Annotated in this window: 20 protein-coding genes; 14 read left to right on the forward strand and 6 right to left on the reverse strand. The window is 52.4% G+C overall.

Annotated elements, in window-relative coordinates; genetic code table 11:
* Window position 1: 1 nt before the first annotated feature.
* Genes ACJJIK_RS11720 through ACJJIK_RS11735 form a run of 4 tightly spaced genes read right to left on the reverse strand, consistent with a single transcriptional unit; the run spans window position 2 to window position 2,760 of the window.
* On the reverse strand, window positions 2–1,102 hold the full coding sequence (locus ACJJIK_RS11720; protein WP_444942835.1) for a 5-(carboxyamino)imidazole ribonucleotide synthase: 1,101 nt from the start codon (window positions 1,100–1,102) through the stop codon (window positions 2–4).
* A 12-nt stretch (window positions 1,103–1,114) separates the two neighbouring features.
* Window positions 1,115–1,606 (reverse strand): 5-(carboxyamino)imidazole ribonucleotide mutase, encoded by a 492-nt coding sequence (gene purE / locus ACJJIK_RS11725; RefSeq protein ID WP_444928482.1) that lies wholly within the window; start codon window positions 1,604–1,606, stop codon window positions 1,115–1,117.
* Window positions 1,607–1,612: 6 nt separating this feature from the next.
* Complete coding sequence (locus tag ACJJIK_RS11730; protein ID WP_444928483.1) at window positions 1,613–2,542, reverse strand: sodium-dependent bicarbonate transport family permease; 930 nt, start codon at window positions 2,540–2,542, stop codon at window positions 1,613–1,615.
* A 2-nt stretch (window positions 2,543–2,544) separates the two neighbouring features.
* Window positions 2,545–2,760 (reverse strand): hypothetical protein, encoded by a 216-nt coding sequence (locus ACJJIK_RS11735; protein WP_444942836.1) that lies wholly within the window; start codon window positions 2,758–2,760, stop codon window positions 2,545–2,547.
* A gap of 113 nt (window positions 2,761–2,873) precedes the next feature.
* On the opposite strand from ACJJIK_RS11735, the gene ACJJIK_RS11740 reads away from it, so the two are divergent.
* From ACJJIK_RS11740 to ACJJIK_RS11750, 3 genes are all read left to right on the forward strand, one after another.
* The gene (locus ACJJIK_RS11740) at window positions 2,874–3,803 is read left to right on the forward strand and encodes a LysR family transcriptional regulator (protein WP_444928485.1); all 930 of its coding nucleotides are present in this window, start codon (window positions 2,874–2,876) and stop codon (window positions 3,801–3,803) included.
* Window positions 3,804–4,141: 338 nt separating this feature from the next.
* On the forward strand, window positions 4,142–4,906 hold the full coding sequence (locus ACJJIK_RS11745; RefSeq protein WP_444942837.1) for an OmpW/AlkL family protein: 765 nt from the start codon (window positions 4,142–4,144) through the stop codon (window positions 4,904–4,906).
* A 143-nt stretch (window positions 4,907–5,049) separates the two neighbouring features.
* Entirely contained in the window at window positions 5,050–7,410 is a 2,361-nt protein-coding gene (locus ACJJIK_RS11750; RefSeq protein WP_444942838.1) for an autotransporter family protein, read from the forward strand.
* A 59-nt stretch (window positions 7,411–7,469) separates the two neighbouring features.
* On the opposite strand, the gene ACJJIK_RS11755 is transcribed toward ACJJIK_RS11750, so the two are convergent.
* The gene (locus ACJJIK_RS11755) at window positions 7,470–8,387 is read right to left on the reverse strand and encodes a glycosyltransferase family A protein (protein ID WP_444942839.1); all 918 of its coding nucleotides are present in this window, start codon (window positions 8,385–8,387) and stop codon (window positions 7,470–7,472) included.
* Between the two features lie 182 nt (window positions 8,388–8,569).
* Window positions 8,570–9,472, reverse strand: a complete 903-nt coding sequence (locus tag ACJJIK_RS11760) for a bile acid:sodium symporter family protein (RefSeq protein WP_444942840.1) — start codon at window positions 9,470–9,472, stop codon at window positions 8,570–8,572.
* 307 nt (window positions 9,473–9,779) lie between these two features.
* Here ACJJIK_RS11760 and ACJJIK_RS11765 point away from each other — a divergent pair, with 307 nt between their 5' ends.
* The 11 genes from ACJJIK_RS11765 (at window position 9,780) to katG (ending at window position 23,801) form a co-directional block, all read left to right on the forward strand.
* The gene (locus ACJJIK_RS11765; protein ID WP_444942841.1) at window positions 9,780–10,733 is read left to right on the forward strand and encodes a DUF1853 family protein; all 954 of its coding nucleotides are present in this window, start codon (window positions 9,780–9,782) and stop codon (window positions 10,731–10,733) included.
* Window positions 10,734–10,868: 135 nt separating this feature from the next.
* Entirely contained in the window at window positions 10,869–11,426 is a 558-nt protein-coding gene (locus tag ACJJIK_RS11770; RefSeq protein ID WP_444928491.1) for a GbsR/MarR family transcriptional regulator, read from the forward strand.
* A gap of 292 nt (window positions 11,427–11,718) precedes the next feature.
* Window positions 11,719–13,107, forward strand: coding sequence for a cytochrome ubiquinol oxidase subunit I (locus ACJJIK_RS11775; protein ID WP_444928492.1), 1,389 nt, complete (start codon window positions 11,719–11,721; stop codon window positions 13,105–13,107).
* Complete coding sequence (cydB, locus tag ACJJIK_RS11780; RefSeq protein WP_444928493.1) at window positions 13,104–14,123, forward strand: cytochrome d ubiquinol oxidase subunit II; 1,020 nt, start codon at window positions 13,104–13,106, stop codon at window positions 14,121–14,123. Before ACJJIK_RS11775 ends, cydB begins: the two co-directional genes overlap by 4 nt.
* A 206-nt stretch (window positions 14,124–14,329) precedes the next feature.
* Window positions 14,330–15,022 (forward strand): TetR/AcrR family transcriptional regulator, encoded by a 693-nt coding sequence (locus ACJJIK_RS11785; protein ID WP_444928494.1) that lies wholly within the window; start codon window positions 14,330–14,332, stop codon window positions 15,020–15,022.
* A gap of 313 nt (window positions 15,023–15,335) precedes the next feature.
* Window positions 15,336–15,587 (forward strand): YdcH family protein, encoded by a 252-nt coding sequence (locus ACJJIK_RS11790; RefSeq protein ID WP_444928495.1) that lies wholly within the window; start codon window positions 15,336–15,338, stop codon window positions 15,585–15,587.
* Window positions 15,588–15,713: 126 nt separating this feature from the next.
* Window positions 15,714–16,316 (forward strand): glutathione S-transferase family protein, encoded by a 603-nt coding sequence (locus ACJJIK_RS11795; RefSeq protein ID WP_444942842.1) that lies wholly within the window; start codon window positions 15,714–15,716, stop codon window positions 16,314–16,316.
* 169 nt (window positions 16,317–16,485) lie between these two features.
* Window positions 16,486–18,069 (forward strand): ethylbenzene dehydrogenase-related protein, encoded by a 1,584-nt coding sequence (locus tag ACJJIK_RS11800; RefSeq protein ID WP_444942843.1) that lies wholly within the window; start codon window positions 16,486–16,488, stop codon window positions 18,067–18,069.
* The gene (locus ACJJIK_RS11805) at window positions 18,069–18,710 is read left to right on the forward strand and encodes an Lcl C-terminal domain-containing protein (RefSeq protein ID WP_444942844.1); all 642 of its coding nucleotides are present in this window, start codon (window positions 18,069–18,071) and stop codon (window positions 18,708–18,710) included. The genes ACJJIK_RS11800 and ACJJIK_RS11805 overlap by 1 nt, the downstream gene beginning before the upstream one ends.
* An 86-nt stretch (window positions 18,711–18,796) precedes the next feature.
* Window positions 18,797–21,145: a DNRLRE domain-containing protein gene (locus tag ACJJIK_RS11810; protein ID WP_444942845.1), complete on the forward strand. Its 2,349-nt coding sequence runs from the start codon at window positions 18,797–18,799 to the stop codon at window positions 21,143–21,145.
* Window positions 21,146–21,527: 382 nt separating this feature from the next.
* A complete protein-coding gene (gene katG / locus ACJJIK_RS11815; RefSeq protein ID WP_444942846.1) occupies window positions 21,528–23,801 on the forward strand; it encodes a catalase/peroxidase HPI in 2,274 nt (757 codons plus the stop codon).
* Window positions 23,802–23,851 lie beyond the last annotated feature (50 nt).

The following is a 23,851-nucleotide window of genomic DNA, read 5'->3' on the forward strand; positions in this document are numbered from 1 at the left end:
ACTAAATCTTCTCGCCGTACAGCTCTTCAATCATACTTTCGCTGCGCTGGCGCAAATGATCCATATCTGCGTCCTGTATGATGACATGACCCATTTTGCGCCCAGGGCGCAGGGCTTTGCCGTACAGCCAAACACCATCGTTGTCCTGCTGCGGGGCCACATCAACCCCCAACATATTGACCATCGCAACCGGTTGCGGACAGCTGGTATCCCCCAGGGGCATATCCAGTATCGCGCGGATATGATTGGCAAATTGGCTGGCCTCAGGGCCGACAAAGGTCCAGTGGCCGCTGTTGTGAACTCGCGGTGCCACTTCGTTGACGATCAAGCCGCTCTCACAAACAAAGCACTCAACGGCCAAGACCCCCACGTAGTCCCAGTCTTGCAGCAAAGTCTCCAGGTAGCCCTCGGCGGCGCGGAGCAGCTCCGGGTTATTGTAGGGTGCGGTAGACAGCAGCAGGGTGCCATTGCGGTGGCGATTTTCTGTCAGCGGATAGGCTTTGATTTCGCCGGATGCGGAGCGGGCGCCGATAATGGAGACCTCACAGGCGAAATTCACCCCGGCCTCGACCACACATTCCTGATCCCCAGCTTGGGGAATCGCAGCATCCAAGTCTGCCGCGCTCTTCACACACCACTGGTTTTTGCCGTCGTAGCCATTTTCACAGCTCTTGATAAAGGCCGGGTAGCCCAGTTGAGCGACGGCTTGCCGCAGTTCTTGCTCACCCCGCGCCGCAGCGAAAGGAGCCACGGGCAGACCCGACTGGGTGAGGGCCCGCTTCTCGCGCAGGCGGTGCTGGGCCTTCTCGGTAATATGCGGGTCCGGGTATACCGGACAGAAGGCCTGCAAAGAGCGCAGCAAGTCCACACTCACCTGCTCTCTCTCACTGGTAATCACTTCCGGGCGCCCGAGGGCCTGATACAACGCCTCCGGGTCCTGTCCGGGTTCCATCTCTACGATAGTCCCCAGTCCCTTGACACAGTCAGTATTTTCACCGGTCTCGGCCAGGAAACTAAACTCCACGCCGAGGGGTTGCCCCTCTTGGGCCATCATCTGTGCCAACTGCCCACAGCCAATAATGGCGACTCGTCTCTTACTCACAACGATCTCCTATCACTCAACCGTGATCGGAACTTGCTCGGTCTGGCGCTCGCGCCAAGCGATCAGGCGTTTCTGCAACTCCGCATCGGCCAAAGACAGCATCTGCGCAGCCATCAAACCTGCATTGTAGGCACCAGAGGCACCGACCGCCTGGGTGGCTACCGCGACACCGCGAGGCATTTGTACGATAGACAACAAGCTATCCATCCCCGTCATAAAGCGGCTCTCAACCGGCACCGCGATTACCGGCAGGGGCGTCATAGCAGCGATCATACCCGGTAGGTGGGCAGAGCCGCCGGCACCGGCAATAATCACTTCAGTGCCGGATTCGTGGGCGCGGCTGGCAAATTCAACCATGCGCTGGGGAGTCCTGTGAGCAGAAACCACGGCCGTGGCAAAGGGAACTTCAAGCTCTTCCAAAGGCTTAGTCGCGTTGCTCATGGTGGCCCAATCTGAGCGGGAGCCCATTACGATGGTGACTTTTTCAAAGGGAATCGGCTTCACTTGCGATTAACTCCAGTATTGAACTAGCGCCAGATAGACGGGTATCGCCACCAGCACATTGAAAGGAAAAGTAACGGCCAGGGACAAAGTGATCGACACACTGGCATTGGCCTGCGGCAGAGCAACGGACATAGCTGCGGGCACAGCAATATAAGAAGCACTGCTACCGAGTACCGCAAGGAGGAAAATACCACCGGGAGACAGTCCCATTAAGCTTGCCAAGGCACCGCCCGCCGCACCACCAATGAGCGGCATAAAGATACCAAAGCTGAGTAAGAAAGCTCCCTGCCCGCGTACATCGGCGAGACGCGCCGCAGCGACACGCCCCATCTCCAGCAGGAAAAGCGCCAATATGCCATGAAACAGGGTGCCAAAGAAAGGCATGACAGAGGCGGTGCGCTCACCGGCCCAGGCGCCAATCGCGATACCGCCGAGAAGCAACATCACTCCCTGGTTACAGGTGACCTCGTGAAATACCCGGCGCTTGCCTCCATTCCCCATGGATTGGCGCGCCAGGAGGATTCCGATAATGATCGCCGGTACCTCAAGCAAGGCGACAAACAGCGGGAAGTAAGCTTCGTAGTCGATCTGCTGTGACTGCAACAGCGCCACAGCTACCGCATAGGTGGCAACACTGACGGAACCGTAATGAGCCGCAGTTGCGGCGGCATCCACACGGGACCACTTGCCGATCCAGCGCAAGATAGGGAAAGCCAGCAGGGGCAGCAGAGCGCCAAAAGCGACTACCGCCAGGGCTTGCGGCACCAGGGTCGCTGCGGAATAGGCACTCAGGGCGGCGCCGCCTTTTAGGCCGATCGCAATTAGCAGGAAGATCACACAGCTCTGGTAGAGGCCCTTGGGCAAGCTCAAATCACTGCGCACCAACTGGGCAAAGGCACCCAGTAAGAAAAAGCCGACAACGATATCCAACTGCATCTCTAGGGCTGTCCCCGGCGCTGGTTGGCGCGACCCGTGGCGATACGTATGCGCTTGGGCGTTTGCGCCATCAGCCAGTAAGCGGCGTTGGCCAGCACGACCACCAAGCCCACAGCCATCAGCGGAACCCCGTTAATACCGGCGAGGTTGACTGACAGGCCTACACAGAGCACGACTAAGCCGACAATGACACCAAAAAAGAGTTGTGATCGCTGCATCGATAATGCCCCTATTGATTGTTGAAGTAGGCGCATTATCAAGATTGCTATTGATAGATAAAAATAGATATTTATTATGCAATCCATAACTCAAAATCTATATAGGTGATGTTGTGCCCCTCAACCGAGCGCACGCCCGTATCGGCACCGTCCGCCAGCTGGAAATCCTGCTCTGTGTGTATGAGCAGAGCAATATCAGCGCCGCCGCCAGGGCTCTGCATCTCACCCAGCCCAGCGTGTCGATGCAGCTGGCCAAACTCTCCGAGGCGGTGGGCCTCCCCCTCTACTACTCGGTGGGCCGGCAACTGCAATTTACCGAGGCCGGGCTGACCCTGGTGGAGAGTGCCCGGGAGATCCTGAAGAGCTACGAGTACCTGGACCTGAAGCTGTCGCAGCTGCGCGGACTGGACACCGGCAGCTTGCAACTGGCGGTGGTGACCACCGCCAAATACTTTATCCCCCACCTGATCGGCGAGTTTTACCAGCGCTATCCGCGACTGGATATTCACTTCAGGGTGGGCAACCGCCAGCAGATTATCGATTACACCGGTGAGGATGAAGACGATTTCTACGTTTTCAGCCACCCACCCAAAAGTCAGGATCTGGAGCTGGTCGAATTTCTGCCCAATCGCCTGCTGGCAATCGCCCCGGAAAATCACCCGCTGGCTTCCCGCAAGCGTATCTCCCTGCACGAGTTTGCAGAGTGTCCATTCCTGCACCGGGAAGAGGGCTCCGGTACCCGCCACGCCATCGAGCAATTCCTGCACAAACGCAATATAGACCTCAAGCTGCGCATGACCATTGAAAGTAATGAAGCCATCAAGCACGCGGTGATGTCGGGATTGGGTGTCTCGATTCTATCGGAGCACACCCTGGCATTTGGCGGGCGCGCGGGCTTGTCCATACTCAATGTCGAGGCGCTTCCCATTGTCACTCACTGGTATTTGGCCCGGCGCAAATCGCGCCCCCTGTCACCGGCGGCACAGAAGTTCCTGGAATACGCCCGCAACCTGGAAAAGGTGCCCCTGGGCAAACTCCCATAATTCCACCTTGCTCCCCAGCAGCCCCCTACCGGTGCTGCGAGCCTGCCCCAAACCCAATCTGGGGTAGGCAAGTTCCGCAGCGGGCCGGCGGTACAATTTAGTCCTCAAAATTTGAGAAATTCCCTGCGCGCTGGCTCAGCCCTGCTACTTTTTTCAGTACTTAGGGGGTCTCCGAATAATTCTGAAGGCCCCTTGGGGCGGTCTCTGAAGACTGCGGAGGTAGTGCGAAATTATTCAGGGGCTCCCCCAGCCAAAGTAGCGCCAATATTCACCCAGTAAAAAACTGGGGCAGATTCGCTGTTGTATCTGTGTCCGACCTCGCCAAGATGGATAGCACGATGACTGCAAAAGACTTTAATAAAGGCATAATTACCCTACTCTTTATCCTGTCAACACTCCCCGCTCAAGCTGAAGATAATTGGCGCGATGTCGATTGGGGGGAATTTATTGTTCGTTTCGGCCTGACTTATGTTCAGCCAAACGATGAGGGCACTGCGCTTAAATACCGGGTTTTACAGCAGTGGGATTTATACAACAGCAGCTGGAAAATCGATTCGGCCCATGCCTGGCAAATATCTGCGGTCTGGCGCCCCAACGAGCGCTGGGGTGTTGAATTAATGCATATTAATGGCGCCAACTATGGCGCAAAATTGGATAACTTCACCGGCAATCCCGGGCGCAGCCAAATCCAGATCGGCGATTTTAGCACCGCCTCTACTCTACTCTTTGCCAACTGGTATTTCCTGGACCTCTCCTATCGAATGCGCCCCTACGCGGGCGCGGGGATTAACTACACCAATTTCCACAACGTGGAAATTAGCCACCAGTTTGACGAATACCTGTTAGATTCCGGACTATCGGTCGCGCCGGGATCACTCAATATGGGGCACTCCTGGGACTGGGGGCTACAGGCGGGGGTGGACTTTAATTTCGATTTCCGCGACTGGAAATACCCTATCCTGCTCAACTTATCCACAATGTATTATCTGGCGGACACCAATATTACCGTCGATTTTCCCACAGAGTTGGGTAGGGATCGCCTCTACGCCCACTTTGACTACAACCCCTGGGTTATTAATTTTGGCATTGGCACTAAATTTTAATTAACCGCTCTATTTTAGCGGGTCGCGCAGCAACGAATCTCTCTCAGTTGCGCGCAGTGTATTTTCCTTCAGGCCCAGTCGTTACTGCGCCGTTACACGGCCACTATTTTTGGCAAAAATTTGGCGCGATAAAAGGAATGACCGTGTCACTGACCAACACTGGATACCGGGCTTATTTCCCCAGGCGCTTGCAGCGGAGCCTGCTCGCTCTGACCATTCCCCCACTGGTTATTTGCGCCAGCCAATCTCTGGCACAGTGCAATCCCGGCAACAGCGGAACAGCCGGTGCCGATCAAATTAATTGTGATGAGAATAATGATCCCAATGGCGCAGATATAGATAGCTTCGCCGGCAACGACCACATCAGCCTAAGCGGCGGCACCGCAGATAATGTATTTGCCGGTGACGGGAATGATGAAATTTATATTAGCGGGGGAATAATTACCCAATTAGCCGACGGTGGTGCCGGCAACGATACAATTATCCTCGATGAACGCTCCAGTGATGTGGGCACCTATCAGGGCGGCGGAGGCATTCACGGCGGCGCTGGGGACGACACCCTGACCCTGCTCGACGGGCTGTCCTTTCACGTCTGGGGGGGAGAGGGTAACGATACCATTACCCTGGATGGCGGTTTTATTTTTAACTACCTGGATGCCGGTAGTGGCGATGATTATATCTACTGGGATGAGGGGATCAGCAACGAAGTTCGCGGCGGCTCCGGGTCAGACACTCTGCTGATTGATGCGCACTCTTTCGATGGCGATGTACTACTGGATGGTGGCGATGACCTCAGTGCAGACGATGGGGAGATTGACCGTCTAATTTTTAAATTGGACTACTCCGTCGATGGAACCCTTCTACATAATTGGGAGAGAGTCTCCGTCTGGGGCAGCTCTAAAATGCACTTTAGCGGCAGCCTCGCAGTTGGCGGGGGGCTCGATACGGAGGGCAACCCCCTCGGTCTCGATATTCGCTGGGGCGGGCAGGCCTCTTTTGACGGTGAGCGCTATGTGGTGTCCGGTGATATCTCCAACAACGGCACCATTAACTTGTCCAACAGTCAATTCAACACCCTGGTAATCGCCACAGACAGCCAGGGTAACTACGGCCATTACCGCTCCGACAACGGGCGCCTGTGGCTCGACGCAGCCCTCGGCGATGAATTCTCGCACAGTGATCAACTGATCGTGGAAGGCGACAGCACCGGCACCACGACCCTTGTAATATTTAACCGCGCCGGCAAGGGGCAGCGCACAGGCGGAGAGGGGATTAAAGTGGTCTCGGTGGCAGGGGACTCCAATGCCCAGTTTATCCTGGCGGGGGACTTTGTCAGCAAAGATAATCAGCCGGCGGTTATCGGCGGTGCCTATGGCTATACACTGCACCAGCACGGCAGTGCGGAAAACTCCGATGGCAACTGGTATCTGCGCTCAACGGTGGATAACTCCTCAGTATTTCCCAACGGCGGTATGGCGCGCTGGCAGCCCGCCTCGGTGCTCTACGAAACCCTCCCGCAAGTGCTCAGAACACTTAATATCCCCACCTCACTGCGCAGCCGCCTGGGCAACCGCTACTGGGTCGCGAGCAGCTACTTGGACCTGGTCACTAGCGAGTACAGCGACGCCCAAGAGCAGGCTGTAGACCGGCGGGGTTTGTGGATCAGGAACTCCGCCCGCCACACAACCCTCTTCCCCAAGGAGTCCAGCACCCGCGCCGACTGGAAACAGCGCTATTACCAGATACAAGTGGGGGTTGACCTGCCTATCGGGGTCTCCGTCTATGGCAGCCAACTGATTGGCAGCGCAGCGCTGCACTACGGTGACTCCAAAAACGAGGTCAACTCATTTTTTGGTGATGGCTCTATCGACGCCAGTAACTATGGTGTCAGCGCTTTTATCACTTGGTATGGCGCAGGGGGCACTTTTATCGATAGCCAGTTAAAGCTGAATTGGTTTGATTTTGAAATGGATTCCAAACCACTGCGCCAGCTCGACAATAGCGATGAGGCATTTGGTTATGCCCTATCGATCGAGGGAGGCAGGAGCTTTAGGCTGCGGGACTACTACTCCTGGACACCCCACGCCCAATTAATCTACACCTCGGAAGAGGCCAATGATTTACAGGATATCTACGGGGTGCAAACCACAGATATCAACAACAATGGTTTCCTCTTGCGCCTGGGCAGTATCTTTGAAAAACGCAAGAGCCAACACAAAAGCAGTCGCAATATGTATGGCTCCCGCCCCCTGGAAAGGTTTTCCCTGTTTGTAACGCCGAGCCTAATTTACAATGTCGATCAGAGCACCGACCTACTGGTATCCGGGGCCCGCCTCAAGCAAAAACCAGATACTTGGTACGGCGAATTGCGCCTGGGCGCCAGTTACGATGAGTGCGGGGACCACTGCTCCATCTATTCAGAAATTTATTACAGCAGCAGCCTGGAAAATTGGGGGGATAGCTTTTCTGGGGGGCTGGAACTGGGTTTTCGCTATAAATGGTAATACCAGATTAAAGCGACAGCTTTGTAAAAAAGCCAAACTCTCTTCGAGTTACAACGCATTTACTCTAACAGCAATCGCGCCAGCTGATACTCAGAAAAAACGCTGCGTATTTTTCTATCATTGCCACTTTTCCCCTTTAAATTTTGCTTTTTTAACCCGCTGGCCTGGCATCCGGGAATGGTTAAAAACCTATCCCGCCAAAAACGAACGTCCGCGACTCTTGCGCAGCGGACCCCCTGCCGCATACTCATGGCTTTGAGCCAGATATCATCTGCATTGGGACACAGCGCTAAAAATTTGTCCTTATTCAGGGCGTCGGGGTGCAGTGCACCGGGGTAATATAAAACACCTCCAACTCCGGTGGGAAAAACCCGATAGGAGGGCTTAACATTCATATCGCAGCGCCAGCTCTCGCGCGTTGTCCGCCATTGGCGATAAGGCAATATATTGCCCTGTTTATCGACAGCAATTCTGTGGGCGCGATGGCAAAAAATATACTCTGGGGATTTTATATATGACTGATATAGCATATCGATGGTATCCACCGGATAGAGGATATCGTCATCCACCGTGATAATCAGGCTATCGGGAAACTGTTGCAGCGCATAAAAATACTTTGTATAAGGCCCCAGATCTTCATCGACAAATTCGACCCGCAAGCCCCGCTGCAACTGTTTCGTCAAAAGGCTGGGCAAGCTATGCCCGGGGAACTCTTTAACCGATAACCAGAGGACAATTAAATCTGCCCTGAGGGATTGCTGAAATAAACTCTCAATACACAAGTGAATATCGTGAATACGCTTACCGTAACTCGTTAGCGACACAATAATATTGTGTTTAGCCGTATTACCCACACCAGAAGTATGACTCCCCAGAGCCGACTGCTCCAATAGGCGCCGCCAATATAAAGCATCTAATTTTAAGTTGTTATTGATGGTATTTTTCTTACTGCGCTTCGGCGCAAAACCCTTAAACATATACTGATATTGAAACCCTGGGATTGATACATCTCGATGCCAAGGCCCTGGCAATAATAGCTACACTAAAACAGCCGCTAAAACGATAGCGGCTCACCAATGCCTATGGGAGCCGCTTGCCGGGGTTGAGCACACCCTCAATAGTACAGGTATGGCCCAGTTTTCAGTAAATGCAACATTTCCTAGCCTATTTCACCGGTCTCCCCGGTCTCAGCGGGGGACTTCCTCTCTGCGCTGCGGCGGCCATATAGCGCCAGCAGAATACCTGACGGGAACATCAATACACCGTAGACCGCTGAGGGCACTGACATCTCACTGGAGTGCAGCAGGGTAAGCGTGACCATCATTCCGATAGTGCTGTTTTTAATACCGAGTTCCGTGGCAATCGCCACCCCCTCCCGCTTCGACAGACCAACTATTCGACTGATTAAAAGTCCCAGTATCACACCGCACAGATTCAATAGAATGACCGAGGGCCCCGCCTGAATCATCAAGTCTGCGAGGCGATCGCGAATCCCCCAGATAAGCCCCACCACCAGTGCCAGCAGCACCACTCCACCAAAAATACTCACAAGCCCCTCTGCCCGGCGAGCCAAGTGTGGCTTCCAGGCGCGAAACAACATTCCAATAACGACCGGTAAGAGGACAATACTGGATAACATCGCCACGGTGCTGGCAAAAGGCAGGGCGATGCTCTGCTCGGCACCAAAGTAGGTGCGAAGCGCATAATTAGTGAAAAGCGGTAAACTGGCGATAGTAATCAAGCTGGCGGAAACCGTTAACACAATGGAGAGCGCCACATTGCCGCGAGCCAGCAGAGTAAACAGGTTTGATGTCGTACCTCCCGGGCAGGCCGCAATAATGACCAGGCCGACAGCAATGGCCGGTGGCAAATTTAACCCCCAGCACAGAGCTATCGCGATTGCGGGCATCAGCAGGATTTGCGCAGAGGTGCCGACGATAAGGCCAACCGGTTTGACCGTGACCTGGTGAAAGTCCCTGGCGGTTAGGGTCATCCCTATACCCACCATGATAATAAACAGCGATATAGGCAAACCGATCGAGATAAGGGGGCCTGACTCCATGATTTTCTCCGCTAACAGTCACTGAACAACCGTACCCAAGCCACACCAGCAGCCAGTACAATAAAGTTTGCACTGGAGAGAGATAGCGACAGCAAGACAGAAACACCTCTGCCAGAGGCGTTATTTCAACAGCGCTAAGACGCTGGTTATTGGGGCGTTCGGGTAGAGGGTTAAAAGTGTAATTATTATTTTTAGCTGGTGAAGTATTCTCCAATAAGCTCAGAAACCCCCACCAATCCACACTCTATTTTTGGTGCCTCTGTAGCTCTCACTTTCACAGACACCTCAGGCAATATACAGAACTTTAATGGCTCAGGAAACGCAACCCATCACCACGATCCCCCCCTCGCTACACGGGCGGGTAGATCACTGGAACAACCTGCTCTGGTCTGTGGGCAGCGCTGATATTCCCCCAGGCGAGGCCTCCATTGCAGGGATAGGCGCGGCAACTAAACTGCCCTGGCTCCCATCCGCCCGGCGAGTTGAGCTGTTGGAATACTTCTGCCGCGACCGAGTAAAAGCGGCGCTCGCCCCGGAGCTGGAAGATTACCTGCACACACTCAACCACAATAAACCCAATTATCGCCTGGGCACATATTTTGAGAGACTCTGGTCATTTGCTTTTCGCCAACACCCAGACTACGAACTGCGCCACCAGAACCTCCCCCTGAGGAAAGATGGCAAAACACTGGGCGAGCTCGACTTTGTCGTACAACACCTGCCCAGCAGGCGTTGTGAACACTGGGAGATTGCGGTGAAGTTCTACCTCCAGGTGGCAAGGCATCACTGGGTAGGCCCCGGGCTCAAAGACCGGCTGGATATCAAACTGGCGAGGATGGCAGATCACCAACTCCCACTGATTCGCACACCGGGAGTGCAGTCACTGCTGCGAGATCACGGCTTGCAGATAGATCGACAATGGGCGCTGATGCCGGGAAGGCTCTTTAAGCCCCTGAATACACTTCAACAGCTATCCAACCACCCCTTCTGGTGGGCGCCCTTGTCCGAGTTCCGCGCGCTCTGCCAGGATCAGCCCCCCTTTGCTAGCCACGAGTGGCTGCCACTTCCCAAGCGGGCCTGGCTGGCACCGCAGGGCCATCTCGCGGGTATCAGTGCAGAGCGCTTGGTGGAGACATTGCGCTCCACAGAGTTTACCCAACCCCTGTGTATCGCGGCTATTGATTCCAGCGGCGAAGCCTGCCGAGGCTTTATCGTGCCCAATGACTGGCACCGGCGCGCCGAAGCGGGCCTGCCTCCCTAGCGTCAACCACTCCCAACCGCTCCGAGCGAGCCCGCGATGCCTCCCGGTGGCGCTCGCATTATTTTCACGCTGGGTGATTGACATAAATCAATTTACATTTACAATTTTCAGAAATTTCTGAAACTTAAGAAGTAAATGAAACTATCGAATCAAGCCCAGGCATTCGTACTGCACTTTGGGGAAATGGGGAGCCGCTGGGGGTTCAACCGCACGGTGGGGCAGATGTTTGCCCTACTCACCATTCACCCCGCACCTCTGAACGCCGAGCAACTGGCCCAGGCTCTCAAAATCAGCCGTGGCAATGTCAGTATGGGGCTCAAGGAATTGCAGGCCTGGCGCCTGATTGAATTGCACCACCAACCGGGTGATCGCAAAGACTATTTCACCGCCGCAGGGTCAATCTGGGACCTCGCCCGCACCGTCTTTGAAGAGCGCCGCAAACGGGAGCTCGATCCCACCCTAAGCCTACTGCGCCAACTGCTACTCAATGAGCCCCAGGATGAACTGGATGCCCAGGCCCAGGAAAAAATTCAGGAGGTGTACAGTTTGCTGGAGCTACTGGAAGAGTTTGCCAACACCCTCAGCAAGCTAGAACACCAGGACCTGCTTAAATTGATGAAGCTGGGCTCCGGTATCGTCAAGCTGCTGGAGCTCAAAAGTAAGATAAGCGGTGGACAGAGCGCCCCCGGTTAGCCCGCAAAACACCGCTGCGGGCGATACCGCAGTCTGCAAAACACTTGTTCCGGGGAGAAATCCACAGGGCCAATTCTACGGCCAGTAACCCCGGCATATTTTTGACCCGGCAGCAGATAGCTACCGGGTCAAAACGGCACAAGGCCGTGCCGCTGTCGATCCAAGATCGGCTCCTGCAAGACTGTATACGCGGGAACACAGACCTGCCTCTATATTTTCTTGCAGTGCCAATTAGCACAGGAGGTGCTAATTGGCTCACTGGTTCAAAGATCTCAGACCAGCAGAGGCTCCCATGTTAGATACCCTGATCCTATCCAGGATACAGTTTGCCGCCAATATCAGCTTTCATATTCTCTTTCCAACAATCACCATTGCGCTCGCATGGATCATTTTCTTTTTTAAATTACGCTACGACCAAACCAATAACCCGGTGTGGATGCGCGCCTATCGTTTTTGGGTAAAGGTCTTTGCCCTGACATTTGCCCTCGGCGTGGTCAGCGGTATCACCATGTCCTTCCAATTCGGAACCAACTGGCCGGGCTTTATGGCCCAGGTCGGCAATATCGCCGGCCCACTGCTGGGCTATGAAGTACTGACTGCGTTTTTTCTCGAAGCGACCTTCCTCGGTATTATGCTGTTTGGCATTAATAAGGTGCCCAGCAAAATACATACCCTGTCGGCATTTATTGTCGCGACGGGAACCACACTGTCCGCCTTTTGGATTATCGCCCTCAACTCCTGGATGCAAACACCCGCCGGCTTCGAGATACGCGATGGCGTCGCCTACCCAGCCAGCTGGCTGGAAATTATCTTTAACGCCTCTTTCCCCTACCGGCTCACACATATGCTGCTCGCTTCGGGCCTGACGGCATCGTTCTTTGTCGCGGGAATTTCCGCCTATCGAATCCTCAAGGGAGACCCCAAGCGCGCCCCCCGGCTCGCCCTGAAGACCGGACTGACCCTCGCCGCCATTTTTATTCCGATTCAAATCTATGTCGGTGACCTGCACGGCCTCAATACCTTTGCGCACCAGCCGCAAAAAGTCGCGGCGATGGAAGGGGTTTGGGAGACGGAACGCGGCGCCCCGCTACTGCTGTTTGCGCTCCCCGACGGGGAGGAAAAAACCAACCACTGGGCGATTGGCATTCCCAAAATGGCCAGCCTGATCCTCACCCACGAGTGGGAGGGGGAAATCCGGGGGATCAATGAATTTCCCGATAATCACCCGCCAGTTGCACCGATCTTTTTCGCCTTCCGCATTATGGTGGGTGTGGGCATTCTCATGCTTCTGACCGCTTGGACAGGGGTTTATCTCCTGCGCAGAGGCGAACTGCCTCAGTGGATGCTAAAAACCCTGGTCGCAATGACGTTTTCCGGTTGGGTTGCCACCCTGGCCGGTTGGTATGTCACAGAGATTGGCCGGCAACCCTGGCTGGTTACCGGAGTGCTGAAAACCGCCGATGCGGTCACCTCTGTTCCGCCCTCACACGTAGGGTTTTCCCTCGCCCTGTATTTGGCTGTCTATGTGATATTGCTCTTTGCCTACATAAGAACCCTGAAAGTGATGGCCCTGAAATCTGTAAAAGTTGAAGAGTTTGAAACCCAGGAGCTATCTGCCGGTAGCAGCCTGAGCAACCTGCATAAAGACACTGAAGGAAATACCCGGGGAGAGAGCAAATGACAGATAGCGCATCTGCCGCAGCTTACTGGCTGCCGGTCGCCTTTGTCGCACTGATGGGCTTGGCGATATTGGTCTATGCCATACTCGACGGCTACGATCTGGGGGTAGGCATACTGCTGCCCATGCGGGAAACCGATGAATCGCGCAGAGATACCATGATCGCCTCCATCGGCCCGTTTTGGGATGCCAATGAAACCTGGTTGGTACTGGCGATCGGGTTGCTATTGATCGCATTCCCGATCGCCCACAACTTGGTATTAATGCATCTGTATATTCCCGCAGCGATTATGTTGGTCGGGCTTATTATGCGGGGAGTCGCATTCGACTTTCGTGCCAAAGCTGCCATCGACAAGAAATTGATTTGGGATAGGACCTTTAAAGCCGGGTCGATTATTACCAGTCTGGCACAGGGCTACATGCTGGGACAATACGTTATCGGCTTTAAGCCCGATTGGTCTGCACAACTATTTTCAGCGCTGAGTGCCCTGGGCGTTACCGCCGCCTACGCCTATATAGGTGGCGCGTGGCTGGTACTTAAAACCGAAGCGCAACTGCAAAAACGGGCCGCGATTTGGACTCGTCGCGCCGGCAGAGCCACTCTGCTCGGGGTGATCGCGGTATCGACTATCAACCCGCTGGTAAATCCTACGGTATTTGATCGCTGGTTTACCTACCCCCTGGTTATGTTTGTACTGTTGGTACCCACGTTGTGTTTTATTGCCTTTATCTTCAATGACATCCTGCTCGCCCGCATGCCAAAACCGGCCGACAGACATAAAGCCCTGCCCTTTTTCACCGTGGTCTTTATCTTTCTGCTGTGCTTTAGTGGTCTGGCCTTCAGCTTTTTCCCGGATATTGTCCCCGGCGAACTCAATATTTGGCAGGCCGCCAGCGCTACTGCGTCTTTACAATTTATTCTTGTGGGGGCTGTTATCGTAGTTCCCGTTATTCTTGCCTATACCGTTTTCTCCTATTACGTCTTTCGCGGAAAGGCAACAGAGCTACATTACCATTAAATCACTATTCAATCGGCTGGTAGGAACCCCCTATTAGCCGATTTTAATTTATTAATGTGGAACTATCCCACAAATCAAACAAGTTCTTCTTGCCCGTCCGAATTTGGTACGATTATAATAATCAATTCCAAAAGACAATTTTTTACATGGAAGTAAAGCGTATGCTAGCCCATGGCCAGTGCCGCTTGTCTAAAGGGGGAGGTAATTTGAACCAAATCGATCGACGAGCTATCAGCCGGCGCGATACTGCCAGTCCGCGCAAACCACAACGCAAGAATGGTCGAGAGAAGTATGAAAAGCTTCTTGACGCCCTTGAAGTATTAATTACTGAACAAGATTCTACGGATATCAGTCTGGCAAACCTAAGCCAGGTTGCAGGTGTTCCGGCAGCGTCTGTTTATCACTTTTTCCCAAGTGTAGATGCCAGCTTAACCGCCCTGGCCGAACGTCACTACAAGTCTTTCGGTGACGTGGTTTTAGGCCATTCAGACTTTTCCCCATCGGAAAGCTGGCAAGACATGCTAAACCAGTTGTGCGACCTTGTGCGCAGCTACTATGAAGAGAATCTCGCAGCACTGAAAGTACATTTTGGACCTCAGTCCAGTTGGGCCTTGCGCCAACTACAAATGGAAAACAGCTGGCGCCTTGCAGATACTCTTATTAAGAACCTGTCTCGGGAGTTCGAGTTACCCCCCTCCCAGGATTGGCGAGACCGGTTTATGTGTGCCATCAATATCAACGACTCTTTCTGCTCCCAGTCTTATTCCCGCTTTGGGAAAATAACCGAAGACGCCGCAGCAGAAGGCAAGCGAGCTGCTGCCGCCTACTTAAAGCTCTATCTCGGCGAGCTTTTACAGCGGCGTCAATTGCGCTTCGCCCCTCTGGAGGCCTCCGCCTAAGCGGAGCCTTAAGACGACTAGCCACAATAAAAAAGCCCGGTTTTATAACCGGGCTTTTTTGTGCCTGCCCCGGCACTCACTCCCTATTCCCACCTGACAAACTGCCACCACTAGACAAAACAAATTGAATACCAATTATTGGTTAACGGAATAGCTTCCATTTTTATATATACCTGACAGTTATATATAACGGCATCTAAACTTCAATTTGTACCTATACTGACAAATAGGACCAGCGCTAAAATTGCATTTTTGTGACTGGTAAGACCGAACCTACACTTTAACCAACTGATACCAATTGCGCAGGTTTCTTATGCCCATTGCTTCACACGAGCTCTCGGTGGATTTCCCAGAATATGCAGACACAATCAAGCAGCTCATGGAAGATGACATACAGTTCAAACTTGAAAACGATATCTACAGCAAACTGGATAAACAAATAAGAGGTCTTCAGGATAGCGGCATCGGCACCGATGACGATCACTACTCCAGCCTCAAAAAACAAAGAGCCTACCTAAAACAGCACCTGTTTCACCGCATCACATCTGCGATTACCCATCACTAGGGTATGTATTAGCAGCAGAGAGCTTCTGCACAATCCACAGAAATATCACTGAGTGATTCAGAGGCTCCTCACGCGGCGAAATTGCGCGGGTACTGGCTGGGAATTCTGACAGGACAGGATTGGCCTATGCATCTGTACTTGACCTTTTCTTCCCCTTTTGCGCGGAAGACCCGTATTGTCGTGCAAGAGCATAATCTGCACGCGGTGGTAACAGAGCATTTCTCTCACCCCTTTCACAATGAAGGTGAGCTAATCTCCAGCAACCCGCTGGGAAAGGTGCCCTGCCTGACACTGGATAATGGCACTTCAGTCATTGATAGTGAGGCTATCTGCGCATTTCTTGATAAAAGCCTGGGCGATGGTCACCTTTCCGCATCACTGGATAAAAACTGGAATCTAGTCACGTTTCACAGCGTCAGCTCGGGGCTTATGGACGCAGCAGTACATTTGCAAATGGAAAAGTTGCGGGCGCGGGAAAATCTTCGCTCTGAATTTTGGTGGCAACGTTACTTCAGCGCAATAGAGCGGTCGCTTGGATACCTGGAAAAGCACTTGGCCATACTGCCTGACGATTTTAGTTTGTCGCATATTAATTTGTGCTCGGCACTATCCTATCTTGATTTTCGCCATGAAGATTTTGACTGGAGAAGTGACCACCCCAAATTAACCGCAATGTCAGAAGCATTGGAAAAGAGAGCGAGCCTTGCCAAGTGCAAGCTACATGAGTAGCTATAAAAATCTCAGCAGGCACTAATTGTAGCGCTCACCCATTCTCTCTTCGCAAGTGGCCACAGCCTTACACCCGACAAGAGCAATCAGCTTAACCGTGCAGCCATCTTATTTTATTAATATAAATGCCACACTTTTCTACTAGCCTCAGCGCTTTTGGAAGCCCCCCATGGCCAAGCAACTGAAGAATACTCTTTGGATCACCCTGCACAGCCTGGCCATTGTTGTAACTTTCACCAGCTTGCTAACCGGGCTGCGGATATCGACCCTAAGCAAATCCAGTATTGGCCATATCGAAGAACTGCTGCCACAGGGACAGGTTCACAGTGTTCACTTTTTTTCGGCGGTAGTGGTTTCAGCCATCTTTTTTTGTTATTTATTCTACAAATCAACAAGCAAGCTTCAATCTCCCCATAAAAAGAGAGCCTACCGCAAAGCATCCGCCAGGTATCACAGGACAATCACTCGCGCCGGTACACTTTGTATTGCCTGCATAGTCGCTAGTGGTTGGATGTTATTTGTTGGTAACGATTACATCTCCACAGCTCGCCAGATACATTTTCTCGCAGCCCTTGGCGTTCTACTTTATATCTTCCTTCACGCCGGTGTTTATCTATCGACCTACGGCCTAAAAATTTTGGGTTATCTGTTACCCAAAATCAGAACAGGCTATCGAATACCTGTAATTTGCTATCTATCGATAGTCTCGATAACAGCACTGCTTTGGCTGCTAATCACAAATAACAGCCACCACCGTCTGACGGCAAAAAAAATAGATCCGGATTTCTTTATAACCATTGATGGTTTAGCACAGGAATCCATATGGTCCCATGCTTCACCCCTGGAGATTTATACCGATGGCGGCGCCAACTTTATTGATGGTAGTTCAACCATCAGCTTGAAAGCAGCATACAATCAGAAGGAAATATTTTTCCATATCACCTGGGAAGACCCCACTGAAAGTCTAAAACACCTCCCATTAAAAAAAGTGGACTCCGGTTGGGAGATACAACAACAAGGTTTTCAAAATTTTAATGAAACCCGCTATTACGAAGATAAATTCGCCATGCTGCTGTCCAATTCCTGTGAATTTGGCGCCTCGAGCACCTCTCATTTGGGGCGCAAGCCCCTGGCGCAATTACCGGCAAATTGGCATGGCAAGGGCTATCACTACAGTAGTTCAGAGCAAATTCACGATCTTTGGCACTGGAAAGCCGTTAGAACCAATAAAATGCACTTGGCCGATGATAACTACATAGGTAAACCTGATATTGTAAGGCCCGGGGCGCGCCGCTATACCGCAGGCTACCTTCAGGATGGTAAAGAATCCGGTGCCTACCTGATGAACTGGCAGTGGTACTCCCCGAACAAAGTCACACCCAAGCGGCTTCCCAAGCAAGCATCCTCCCTAACCTCATACCAGCATGCAGATTCAAATAGCGACTGGACCATTGCCTGGTTTGAGTACCAACCCTATCAACGCAAAGAGGATACTTACCCCAGTAACACCACCATGCCTTCAGTTCTCTATACCTCCAATCGCTTTGAGGGGGACCGAGCCGATGTGAGAGCCCGCGCTATTTGGCAAGACGGTTACTGGTCCATGGAAGTGGTTCGTAAACTGGATACGGGGTCGACGCTGGATATACCGGTTAAAGATGGTATCTGCCTGTGGGTTTCCGCATTTGACCACTCCCAGATCGCCCACACACGACATGCCCAACCGATAAAACTTAGACTGGCGGAGCAATAATGATTGTGCGTATATTTTGCATATTTCTTATACCTTTATTTGCTATCGCTGCCGCAGTCCTGCACAGCCCAACAGAGCCTCTGCCGACACCGTACCACCTGGTCAAAATAGATAGACAGGGGGCCGCTATGGGGGCCTGGGCTGGGCCCTGGGCCTGTATCTGCGATACCAATACCGGACTTCTCTGGGAAGTAAAAACAGACGACGAAGGCATCCACGATGGAAGCTGGACCTATTCCTGGTATCAATATGAGAACGGTGTCGAAAATAATGGAGACTGTTATTTTGAAGAGAGCCGCTGTGATACCGAAGATTTAATTCGCCATACCAACCGGCAAAAGCTCTGTGCCACACAAAGCTGGAGGCTTCCCGATATTACTGAGCTGCGCTCCATTATCCTGCGGGAAAGCAAATCCGGCAGTCCGCAAATAGCAAGCGAGTATTTCCCCAAAACACAGCGGGGCGATTACTGGACCCGCAATGCCGACAGGCCTTTATACGGCGTCTACCAGTATCTGCACACCGGTGCGGGGGCGGTAAACTTTATGAGTGCAAAAACCGTCACAATCCCCTATAGAAACGCCGCTTTTGTACGCCTGGTTTCCAGCCATTCAACGACCTGTAATAAATATCCACAATAATTCCTGCGCAGCGCACCCAATTTTCACAACTATTCTTTCGGTGTGCTGCACTTTCAAATAATAACCACTACTTACAGGAATCCCCCATGAGACGATTCTTAAGCACTGCTTTTGCTATCTCGACTCTATGCCTGGCAATAGATGCCAACTCAGCGAGCAAATATCACCGATTGGCCTGGGATGGCGATGCCTCCACCAGTGCTGTTATTGGATTTTCACCGGATGGCAACAGTAATAACCCCTACCTTAAATTTGGTTACTCGACCAATGAAAACAGCTGGAATACACAACTGGTAGATTCGGAGTACACCTTCGACGGTAGCTTAAAAAGCTATTTTGTTAGGCTGGAAAATTTACCTGCGGATTCCCCCGTATACTACCGGGTCTGTGACCAGGATGGCTGCGGTGATCGATTCTGGTTTAAAACCGCCCCGGCAGAGGAAGCCCCCTTTGTAATCGTTGCTGGCGGTGACACCCGTACCGGGCACACAACCCGGCGCGAGGGTAATGAACTACTCGCCAAAATTCGTCCGCTGGCCGTTATGCATGGCGGTGACTTTACCAATGCCAACAGCGCTTCGGAGATGGACGAATTTCTACAGGATTGGACCCTGACTTATTCCGATGATGAAATTGACGGTTATAGCTATCAACGTATTTACCCTTTAATTCCCACCCATGGCAATCATGAGGATGACAACTACTCCACCATCTGTCAGGTGTTTGGTGTCGACTTTAATAGCGATGGCAACTGCAACCCCAGCGATACCTATGGCGCGGTACAAATCTCCCCCCTATTGCGGGTCTATACACTCAACAGCCAATTTCAGGAGAGCGGCTGGTCATCCTATGCCACCGCGATGAATAACTGGCTGGAAAATGATTTAACCACAGCTGGCGCCTATAGCAGCTGGCGTTTTGCCCAGTATCACAAACCGATGTTTCCCCACTACAGCGGCAAGTCCGATAACCCCACACTATTTAACTGGTGGGCGCAGCCCTTTTATGACTACGCCATGAATCTGGTAGTCGAGTCAGATACCCATTTGACCAAGCTCACCGAAGTGGTTGCCCCCGGTAACAGCGATTTTTTCACGAGTGACTCTGGAGGCACTGTCTATGTCGGTGAGGGGAGCTGGGGAGCCCCTGCCCGCTCGGCCAATGATGCCAAATTTTGGACCATTGATATGGCCAGCATTCAGCAATTTAAAGTGATCCAAGTCGACGTCGATACGCTGACGGTCCGCACAGCCCAATTTGATGACAGCGCCAGCACCCTGACACGCGAAGAGCGTGCGGATAATCCCCTTGTGCTACCCGAAAACATCAACTGGTGGAGTGCTAATCGAATTGGTGAAGCCATGGCTCTCGCACAGAATAGTGCGGGCAGAAGTGTCATTGTCGAAGATGGCGGAGGCAGTGGTGAGCTGTCACTAGCGGTGACTGATGATAGCTTTATTTCATCCCGCTACGCCTCCAGTAATTTTGACGGAGACGCGGACGGCCTACTGGCAGATGGTAGTGATAGTACTTATGGAACCCTTTACTCATTAATTAAATTTGATCTCTCCAAGCTTGCCAATTGTTCAGCGATCGGCTCGGTTGAACTGGAATTAAATATTACCAATACATCCAGCAATCAGTACGGCATTTATCTGGCTACATCCGACTGGAGTGAAGATTCTGTCACCTGGAATTCAATCGGCGGATCGGCGGCACTCTCACAGTTGGCAACTAGCTTTACTCCTTCGTCTAGCGGCAGACAAACCCTAAACTTGAGTAGCTCGACACTTCTGGATAGCTGGCTAAATAATGAAAATACCGGCCTGGTTATTGCCTCATTAAATGGCAGTAATGGTGTAGATTTCTCTTCAAAAGAAACCGGGCTCGCACCAGCACTCAGAGTTGCGGCCGATTGCAGTGGCAGTGTCGGTGAAGAGATATCCCAAGTTGCCTCCGACGATGCCTTTATTTCATCCAGAAAGGAGGATGATAATTTTGACGGTGACAGTGCCGGACTCCTTGCCGATGGCAGTGATTTAATCTACGGCACGCTATACAGCCTTATTCGCTTTGATTTGTCCGAGTTACATTGTCACCAATATCAGGAGGCGATCCTGGAGTTGAATGTCACCAACACTTCCCATAACAGCTATGGCATCTACATAGCAACACAAAGCTGGCAGGAGGAGTCAGCCACATGGGATTCTGTCGGCGGTAGCTCAATACTCGGTCTGCAAGTGGGTAGTTTTACCCCCTCTTCCAGCGGCCGGCACCAGATTGATTTGGGCGCTTCTGGAATTATTGACAGCTGGCTAAACAATAACAACTACGGCCTGGTTATCGCCTCAGAGGGCGGCATTAACGGCCTGGATATCAGCTCTAAAGAAAGCGGACAGAGTCCACTTCTTACCCTGCACACCCTGTGTAATTAATACCTTGAGGGCTCCCCTAAGGGGAGCCCGTGTATCGCAATTTGTGTCGCTCTCGATAACCCGCACAAATTTTACGCCAAAAAAGAGAGCGGTTTGGCGAAAGCTGTCTAAATTCAGTGATACATCAACCGCTCCCATCTCGGACAATTCCAATATTTTCAAATAATACGTATTGATTAGTTTTATCAATCCACTTTATAAGTTCCTTTTAGTCTCAGCATTTGCAAACTTATATATTATTAATCCGACAGCTATATTAACCATCCAGTAAAAAACTGAATAAATATCTAAAATAGCTTCAGAGGTAGTAACGTCCGCTATTTCACCATCCAACAAATAGCGAGTCAGGGAATAGATCAGCGGTCTTGTGGAGATACTTTCAATGCTCATAAAAAAAAGTGGTAGTGGTATCGCATTAATCATCTCAATATTTATTATCGCGCCAGTTTATGGCGCAGATACCCAAGAGGAAGTGGTTACTGACCCGGTTACTCTTGAAGGGGCGGTAGAGGGCCAGCCAAAATCCAATCGATTTTGGTGGCCAGATCAGCTGGATCTACGCCCGCTCAGACAGCACTCCCCAAGATCCAATCCAATGGGTGACGACTTCGATTATGCCGCCGAATTCCAAACCCTAGACCTCAAAGCGGTAAAACAGGATATCGAAACACTACTCAAAACCTCCCAGGACTGGTGGCCGGCAGACTACGGCCACTACGGCCCACTGATGATCCGCATGGCCTGGCACAGCGCCGGCACCTATCGGATTGGCGACGGTCGCGGCGGCGCCCGTGGCGGCCAACAGCGTTTCGCCCCCCTTAACAGTTGGCCCGATAACGCCAACCTGGATAAAGCCCGCCGCCTGCTCTGGCCTATCAAGCAGAAATACGGGCGCAAGCTATCCTGGGCCGACCTTATGGTACTCACCGGCAATGTCGCACTGGAATCCATGGGTTTTCCCACCTATGGATTTGCCGGAGGCCGGGTAGATGACTGGGAGCCGGATCTGATTTACTGGGGCCCCGAAACCAAGATGCTCGCCGATGAGCGCTACAGCGGTGAGCGCGAGCTGGACAGGCCCCTGGGGGCGGTGCAAATGGGCCTTATTTACGTCAATCCCGAGGGCCCCAATGGCAATCCCGATCCGCTGGCTGCCGCCAAGGATATCCGGGAAACCTTTGCCCGCATGGCTATGAATGACGAGGAAACTGTAGCCCTGATTGCCGGGGGCCATACCTTTGGCAAGGCTCACGGGGCGGTGAAAGTCGATTGCCTCGGCCCTGAGCCCGCCGCAGCTCCAACCGAGCAACAGGGGCTCGGCTGGAAAAATAAGTGCGGCACAGGAAATGCGGGCGACACTATGACATCCGGCCTGGAAGGGGCCTGGTCTGTGGCTCCGGTCAACTGGAGCCAGCAGTATCTGGACAACCTGTTTAAATTCAAGTGGGTCAAAGAAAAAAGCCCAGCCGGTGCCGTTCAGTGGGTTCCCGCTGATCCCAATGCCGCCAATCTGGTGCCCGATGCTTTCGATAAAAACAAGCGTCACGCGCCCATCATGTTTACCACCGATTTATCGCTGAAGTTCGACCCCAGCTATAAGAAAATTGCCAAACGCTTCTATGAAAATCCAGAAGAGTTCCAGCGCGCTTTTGCCAGGGCCTGGTTTAAGTTGACCCACCGGGATATGGGCCCTCGCGCGCGCTATTTGGGCACTGAGGTCCCCGCCGAGGATTTAATTTGGCAAGACCCTATCCCCAAAGTGGATCACCCGCTAATTGACAGTGGGGATATCGATAACCTCAAAGCAAAAATACTCGCAGCCGGCCCTAGCGTTCCCGATCTGGTTAGGACCGCCTGGGCCTCGGCCTCAACCTTTCGCGGTTCAGATTTTCGCGGTGGTGCCAATGGTGCGCGGCTTCGCCTGGCCCCACAAAAAGACTGGCCGGTAAATGATCCCAATGAATTGTCACGGGTACTGACAGCTCTCGGAAAAATCCAACAGGCGTTTAACCGCGCTCAGCCCGGGGGCAAAAAAGTCTCAATGGCAGATATTATTGTGCTTGGCGGTGCGGCGGCCATTGAAAAAGCCGCCGCCCAGGGCGGGCACAAAATTGAGGTGCCTTTTACACCTGGACGCAGCGACGCCTCCCAGCAGCAAACTGATGTCAACTCTTTTGCGGTATTACAGCCTCTGGCCGACGGATTCCGCAACTACTACGGCGATGGTTACGGAAGGACACCCACAGAGCTATTGGTCGATAGAGCCAGCCTGTTAACGCTGAGCGCACCTGAGATGACCGTGCTTGTCGGCGGAATGCGCGCTCTCAATGCGAATACACACGCCTCGCAGAATGGCGTATTGACTCAGCGCCCCGGTACACTGACTAACGATTTCTTTGTCAATCTGCTCGATATGTCCACCGTCTGGTCCAAGTCGGCAAAATCACAGGGAATCTATGAAGGAAAAGACCGCAAAAGCGGCCAAGTGAAATGGACCGCCACTCCGGTCGATCTTATTTTTGGCGCAAACTCTGAATTGAGGGCAGTAGCAGAAGTTTATGCGGCCAGTGACGGCGCAGATAAATTTGTTAAAGATTTTGTAAAAGCTTGGAGCAAGGTGATGAACCTGGATCGAGTTGATCAACCGCATCTATAAGAACAGTAAACACCAATAGCAGAGCAAGAAAAAACCGAGGCTAGCCTCGG

The organism is Microbulbifer regidiadema (SeqCode) (assembly GCF_052466995.1).